This window comes from Peribacillus alkalitolerans (assembly GCF_010882125.1).
Taxonomy (GTDB): domain Bacteria; phylum Bacillota; class Bacilli; order Bacillales; family DSM-1321; genus Bacillus_BN; species Bacillus_BN alkalitolerans.
In genome coordinates, this window is record NZ_JAAGVZ010000002.1 from 419,389 (window position 1) to 427,475 (window position 8,087).

At 39.8% G+C, this 8,087-nt stretch carries 3 protein-coding genes; all 3 read right to left on the reverse strand.

Annotated elements, in window-relative coordinates:
* Positions 1–192: 192 nt before the first annotated feature.
* The 3 genes from G3O09_RS04370 to G3O09_RS04380 all read right to left on the reverse strand — a co-directional run bounded on the left by G3O09_RS04370 (position 193) and on the right by G3O09_RS04380 (position 7,524).
* Positions 193–4,335: a S8 family serine peptidase gene (locus G3O09_RS04370; RefSeq protein WP_163100249.1), complete on the reverse strand. Its 4,143-nt coding sequence runs from the start codon at positions 4,333–4,335 to the stop codon at positions 193–195.
* Positions 4,336–5,048: 713 nt separating this feature from the next.
* On the reverse strand, positions 5,049–5,690 hold the full coding sequence (locus G3O09_RS04375; protein ID WP_163100250.1) for a response regulator: 642 nt from the start codon (positions 5,688–5,690) through the stop codon (positions 5,049–5,051).
* The gene (locus G3O09_RS04380; protein WP_163100251.1) at positions 5,665–7,524 is read right to left on the reverse strand and encodes a GAF domain-containing sensor histidine kinase; all 1,860 of its coding nucleotides are present in this window, start codon (positions 7,522–7,524) and stop codon (positions 5,665–5,667) included. Before G3O09_RS04380 ends, G3O09_RS04375 begins: the two co-directional genes overlap by 26 nt.
* Positions 7,525–8,087: the final 563 nt, after the last annotated feature.

Sequence of the window (8,087 nt, forward strand, 5' to 3'; positions counted from 1 at the left end):
AATCTATCTTCTATAATATTCCTAGATACTATTTTCTCCTCCGTTTTGTATAAAGGACTTTTTCAGTATTTCTAATAAGAATTTTAGTTGAGCTGTCATCTTATTCTCTTAAAATACTTAACCAATATTTTGTATAAAATGGAAAAAAGGGAGAGATGCAGAAGCATTCCTCCCTTTTATCAACATCCCTTGTTATTGTTTCGGCTCAAGGCCGACAAGACGCAGGAAGTATGCTAAATCTTTCTTGCCATTGCCGAGTGATTCTTTTGGCTGCTTTTTAGCAGGTGCATCTGGCCCCTTCGTTAAGAAGTTTTTCTCAACGAAACGAATATCGGTTTCATTCACCACGCCGTCCTGATTGAGATCTTGCGGCACGATCGATGAATCATTCGTACCATAGGCTTCTGCGATACTTTGTATATCGAGAATATCAATCATGCTGTCACCATTCACGTCCCCCGCAAGACCTTTACCACCTAATCTAAAATGTTGCCCGCGCATCTCACCGTTTACAGAATATCCAGGAATGAATTTCTTCATCACTTTCAGATGTCCCGGTACATCAATAACAACTGTGTATGCTTCCGTAGAAGCTGGGATACCATGAATGGTGTAGAATCCTCTATTATCAATTGTTGCTTGATATTTTATACCGCTAGGGGACATCACATACATTTGAGCACCGATTTTTGTATAATCACCTGTTAGCAAAGAACCGTCATTTCTCAAAAATGCTTCAGGTAGGATAGCACCCTGCACTCTGGAATGCGTTGGAATAAAGTTAAAACTTTCCGTATTGTAAAAAGGAATGGCAGTAGCGGCTGTTTGTCCCGCTTTCATATAAGACGCCTGTAGTACATTTAAACTGGTAACATTATCGTAAAATGCATCACTAAATACTTTGAACGTAACATCAAGGAAAGGCAGATCGCCGTCCATACCGCTAAATGCATTCCCTTTCATAGATGCGCCAACATTCACTGTATTAGTTTGAGCTCCTTCAGTCAGCACAGGTTCTTGCAGCGATACCTCCAAGCCTTTTTCCATCGCATACTCATTTGCCGCACTGTTCAGCTTCACATTCTCAAACTTAAACAGATAATTCTTGAATTCGACTTGGAATTCCCCAGATACAAGCTGCTTCGCATTATTGAGGCTAAGTGTCATTGTTACAGTATCACCGATTTTTACATCTTTCTTATCATAACTAGAAGTCGTATATTCCGTGCCTTCTTTTACGAAGACATAGTGTTGTTTACCCATTGCCGTTGCAATATCAGACGTAGTCAAAGTCAGCTTTAGAGGCTTCGTTGCAATATCATTTGCCTCAACTCCGAATTTTACATCTCCATTCGCTTGTATTGGGAAGTACCCATTTATGAATGAAGAGTTTGCAGAGTAACCCATGCTGTTGGAGGATTGGTCAACGTTCAAGCCTTTGGATTGTAATACGTCCACTGTCTCATCCTTAGCTGTTCCATGCAGCCATACCGCTTTTTGTCCATCCTCTACTGTAAACATGGAGTCATTAACCTCGATTACACCCGGTTTTTTATCCATATTTACTTCCGGTGCTGTATTGTCCACAATAAGCGGATTATCTGCAACATATGATTTCCCTTCCTCATCGTGCCCAATCATTTCCAGTATATAATCGCCTGCTGGAAGCTTCACGGGAAGATCGCCAATTGGCTTAGAAGGATCGTTTGTAAATGGATAGACAGTACCGGGGAATGCTCCTGGAAGATAAGTTTCTCTGTCCGTTACCAACTTACTAGTGTTCGCTGTTCCCACAAAACCTACAGCTTTCCCTGTTTTACTGTCCTTAACAAGCACATCGATTGTTTTCATTGGGCTATTCAACTTAATTATTCCGTGAACCGTAGAGCTTAAACCTTGCCAGAAAGGCGTCGTATTTGTCACGGATGGACTGCTCGTTTTCACATAATCAAACCCCTTTTCCGTCACCATGACAGCGAATGGGATTTGATACGTTTCGGCTGGATTGTTCGCATTGGTCACATGAATATACCCTTCATATCTTCCTGTCACAGCACTGGTTGGAATCGTCATTTTTGGCTGAAACTCCTGTTCTTGGCTGCTTCCCACTGTAATCGATGAAGGCACAGCTACTTTTACGCCGTTCTTCACTGCGTCTTGAATGCCTTTACGCTCGCCATGATACTCCACTTCTAGGTTAAAAGATTTTTCTTCCAGGCTGTTGTTTTGTACCGTCACCTTTCTACTTGCTTCAATTGGCTGATCACCATTTTTATAATGTTTGCCGAATGCGATGGAGCCGGTTTGTTCGTCAATTTCTACGATGGTTCCATTTTCGATATTTTTTGTCTTATCCCATACTTTGATAGAAGTATCTGTATGAACCGCTTGATAGGCATCGATTCGTCCTGCACCTACTTCGTATACAGAATAATCTCCTTTTAGATCATCCGATGTATTCATGAGTGCCGCTTTTACATCGAAAGGAGTGTATTCCGGATGCTCCTGCAGAATCAATGCTGCTGTACCTGCTGTGTGAGGACTAGCCATAGACGTGCCCGATAAGCGTACATAGGCATTGCCGTAATTAATGCCATCTTGCGGATTATTGATATATTCCGGTGCTGTAGAGAAAATCGACACACCTGGAGCGACTACATCCGGCTTAATATCATAATTTCCATTTACCGGCCCGCGTGAACTGAAATCTGCTAAATGATCGCCTTCCGTTTTTGTGTTGCTTAACGTTTCAAAGGTGAAAGAACCTTCGCCCAACCCTTTTAACCGCTCACCATCCGCTTTTGATAGACGGAAAGCCGGGATTAAACCGTCGGCCTCACCTAAGTAGGCAGATATTTGCCCGTCAACATTGTTATACACAATCACTGCTTTAGCCCCAGCATTTTTAGCATTTTTGATTTTTTCATCAAACGTTATTTCCCCACGCTGAATCAACGCAAGTTTCCCGCTGACATCTTTCCCTTCAAAATCAGCCGCTTTACCAAGACCTGCATAAACAATTGGTAAGGATTGTCCTTGTAAATCTTCTAACTTATTAGAAAAATCTTTACCCAGCAGCTGTATATTTTCAAATTTTTCGCCGGAAGCGCTACCATTTAATGTCGGAATCGACATCGAAACATCGCTTGCTCCAACAGAAATGCCAAGAGCTGCTGTTCCCGGAGAACCGAGCGTTTTTTCATTCGGTCCAGCGTTACCAGCGGCAACAACTGTCACCACCCCTGAAAGCATGGCGTTATTTGTCGCAACAGAAGTGGCATATAACGGATCGTTGGTGTTAGCGCCGAGCGACATATTGATGACATCCATACCATCTGTAATCGCTTGATCGATTCCAGCAAGGATTCCCGCTGAATCTCCCCCTCCCCAAGGTCCTAATACTCTATAAGCATATAAATCTACTTCAGGTGCTACCCCTTTTACAGCGTAATCGACATTGTTTTTCTTCTGTGCTGCTATCGTCCCCGCGACATGTGTCCCGTGGTTTGTGTAATACACTAAACCAGGATATTCTGGCTTGCCAGCATTGATCCAATCCTCGTATGTCGTTTCCATTGGGTCTGCATCATTATCGATAAAATCATATCCGCCTTTAAAAGCATCTTTTAAATCTGGATGATTGTAGTCAATACCTGTATCAAGGACACCGACTTTAATCCCTTTACCGGTGATGTTCTCGGCATGCAGCTTGTCCACGCCAATTTGCGGAATACTGTCCGCCATTTTTGGATCGATCGCTTCTTTTGTTTTTACCGGTGGTTCAACTTTTACTTCGTAATCTTTAAAAATACGATTAACTACTCCTGATTCAAGCAAATCCTGCACGGCCACAGCAGGAAGCGTCATCGCTACACCGTTGATGGCATTTTTATACTCTCTTGTGATGTTTACATCTTCTGCTTTGTAATTGGTTACGTTTTTCTGTGATTTTAATAATTGTACATGCTGTTTAAACGTCTTATGAGCTTCTTCTACTTTTTCACTGGCAGCTTTAGCGGAAAGTTTCGTTCCTTTCGCCGCTTGCTTCATCACTTCAATTTTCGCAGGTGCCTGATTGAATTCCACGATGACTTTGACTAATTCCGGACTATTCGTATTAATATCCGGAGAAATCGTAAAGTTAGGTTTTGCATCCAATTGCTCTAATGCCATTCTTTGTTCTGCAGATAGACTCTGAAGAATTTCTTCCGCATGATCCACTGGATTCAGCTCATGTGGGCTTTTCGCCAATACGTTAAATGGAGCGCCTTGAGACATCAACAATCCAACAGCTAACGTTCCTGTAAGGATCTTCCTTATTTTTTTACTCTGCATATCGCAACCCCTTATCCTAATTTAATTGCTTATTTAAAAATGAATAAATGAAGCTAGTAAACTATGTTTCGATAATTATCTTCCCACATTTCTACTTTTCTGAAAATTAATCATAGGGAGTAATTTTTGCTGTTATTGGTTCTATATCAGTATATAACAAAGGTACTACTCGTGAACTTTCTATTTAAACATTCATCTTTTGCTAATAGAAATGGCACCAAGCACCGGGTATGAAAAAACCCAAGTGAATGAACCTCACTTGGGTAGCAATCTGCTAATTGTTGGCGAACCGTTACTTGTTTAGGCGTTGTTGTCACTATAAGACCGCCATTTGTCACGATATTTGCTGTAATTGTGTTTGTGCCATTTAATGATTTTACTAAACTTCCATGTTTGTCCAGTATATTCACTAAAGTCGCCTAAGTATTTTAGAAGATTACCAGATTGCTCTTCAACATACAATTCAACCTTATCTAAATTTCGAAAAGCATGGAATGATCCATAGATACCTATATTAATATAGTTTGGTAGTTAAGATCAAAGTTACGTCCTTTGTAACCCAATGGAGTGCATTCTGAACTATCATTCCAAAACGCCATATATCCTACGAAGGCAGTTTTTCCCAAGATGACGCATCGATATTTCGCAGTTCATCCCATTTTCCATAGAAGCCCATATTTGGGATGGGTAAAGATATGGCTTTATCTTGGTCCTTAAGAAAACGGCACAAGTTGATTTCGAACGGCATAAATGACTGCCTGTGAACGGCTTTTCACATTCAGTTTTTTGAATATCTTATTTATGTGAATTTTGACGGTTTTATCACTGATAAATAATGCTTCAGCGATTTCTTTGTTGCTAAGACCTTTGACCAATTCAAACAGTATTTCTTTTTCACGCTCTGTCAGCATATTTTCATTTGATTCTAATTTCGTATGCTGGTGATGATATGTAATTAGCTTTTTGGTCATGCGAGGATGAATAATAGAATCTCCTTGCGATACCATTCGAATGGCCTCCACCACTTCTTCAGATGATGAATCCTTCAATAAATAGCCATCTGCACCAGACCGCAGCGCTTCCATTAAGTATTCATCATCTTCAAACATCGTCAGCACAAGAACGCGGCAATTCGGATACTGACTTTTCACGAGTGCCGTAACCTCAATTCCATTTTTCCCTGGGAGATTGATGTCCATCAAAATACAATCAGGTCTGCACTCCTCTACTTTCTCCAATACCTCATCCCCGGAAACGGCTTCTCCTACAACTTGGATGTCAGTCTCGAGATCCAATATACTCCGAATTCCATCTCGTAAAACTGTATGATCATCCACTAATAATACTTGAATCATGATACCCCTCCTTTGTTTCTGAATCTGGAATTAACAATGTAATTTCTGTACCTTTTCCTTTGGAACTATCAATCTGAAGGGTTGCACCTAGCTGTTCAGCTTGTTCATTCATATGCAATATCCCATAATGAGGCTCATGCTTTGTTTTAATCATGGATTCAAAAAGGGAAAAGCCAACCCCGTTGTCCTTTACTTTTAAAAGCACATGTTCACGTTGATAGCTTAGGAGAATGTCAACTTCGTCCGCTTTTGCATGCTTTACAATATTCTGCAAGCTTTCCTGTACAGTATCGAAGATGGCTCGTTCTTTTGTAAAACCGAGTGATCGGGAACGGCCCCTTTCATGATATTTAATTGCTAGATCATTTTCTTGTTTTATCGATTGAATTTTATTGGCAATTGCTTGTTTTAGCCCTAGCCTTTGGGTAGGATATGGCTTTAACGCATAGATAGAATAGCGAACTTCCCCTAAACTCTTCCGTAATTTTTTTATACTCTTGTCTACCACCTGCTCCATGTTTCCTGATTGATCTGCGGACTGTCTCAGGGCAGATTCCAGCTGAAATATGACCCCTGCTAATACTTGTGCAATTCCATCATGAATTTCCCGGGCAAGTCGATTTCTTTCTTCCAGAATCATTCGTTTTTCCTGTTCGGCGACGAGTGACCGTGTTTTAAGCAAGCTGCCCAATTGATTGGCAAACGTAGATAAGGACTGTATATCTTCGGTAATAAAACTGGCCCCCCTGCTCTTTCCTGCAACAAACATCCCTACCAATTCATGATTTACTTTAAGAGGCAGGTAGACAAGGGAACGGATGACATCTTCAAAAATTTCATCTCCCGGAGCCATACCTGTTTTCCACTCAGTAACAACAAAGGTTTCGGATACCTCTTCAAAATTTGGATGGAGATCAGAAGAACTTGAATGATTGGAATGAACTTTTCCATCCTTTAGCAGAATCATCCAGTTTTCTTCATCTTTTGTCCATAAAGCATACGCCTGTATCCCCAAGAATCCTTTAAGTGATTGTTTCATCTGATGTAAGTTTCCGGCAGACAGCCCGTGACTTAACTCCGTCGTAATGGTAAAAAGGCTATATAATCGTTCTTTTTCAATCCGTATCTGCCGAATGAAGGAGCTGATGATGCAGATTGATACAAGCGGGAAAAAGAAGAACAGAACTTTAATTCCATCTAATTCTCCACGATATCGGTATTCTAAAATATATATAAGGGAGGCATAACATAAACAAAAACTTGCGCTCAAAAATAATAATATATTTTTCATGTACCACTGTTCCAGTGAATATGGCTGTGGAAGAAGCACCATTAAAAGATCGTATAAAAGGGTGTTGATCAGGCAAAAAAAGACGGTAAATAAAAGGAAGCTTATTAATACTTCATATAAACCTGGCAGGTTCAACTCCGTAATAAAAAAAGAAATAAATTCGTTGGAAAACCATTCTGCCAAAATGATACTAAAAGCAAATTGTGTGCAATTAAAAAGTGTCCTTTGCATTGGCATGCGGCGAAGAGTATGCGTAAATGCCATCGCCAATACACAAGCAACAACCGTTATATGTATTCCAAACTCCCAATACATTGGATAAATAAGCGTGAGGCTGAGTGTAATACCTGCTCTTCCAATACGGATAGGAAAATACTCAGTAACTCCCATAAAAACAGCTAACAGCAAAAGGATTATGGGTTCAGAAGGCATTTCACTTTTAAAAATGGAAAAGATAACAGCAATCATACCAAAAAAAGAAATAGAATAAAGATAAAAACTTGCTAGCTTTTCCCTCATAGTAATTGAATCTATTTTTTTCATAACGCCACCTCCCTTTATTTCAATGAATCTATCAACCATTATTATCTAACAAAAAACCGGCACTGGCAAAATGGAAAAATATCCACTAGCCAATCACCGGCTGCAAGCTCATTTTAGAATGGCAAGCTATAATTTGAGTATAATGCCTTATTCTATTTTTGACTGCTCAACAATTGTTGTAATTTGTAAGTGCCTTTTGTTTTAGGTGTATAGTACGAAAGATATAGAAAGAGTCCCTTTAAGCTCAGGGGTTAATTTGGAATACTGAGAACTTCTCATTATTTAATATTTTTTTACTCATATAAAAAATTCATAATGTATAATTCACAAAAATTAACTATTCTTAACTTTCAGTTAAAAAAAGGGTTAGCTGACGAAGGTATTAAATCTTCCGACTATTAATGATGAAGCTACTTCTATTGGTGCTTGTAGGTATGGATGTCACAAAAAAAAAGACCGTAAATTGGACTTAACCCCGTCAAGTAGACAGCTCTAAAAAAGACTATGCAGCCATCGTGATTCGATACTCAATCGGAGCACGATGGTTTAGTCGTTTTTGGAAT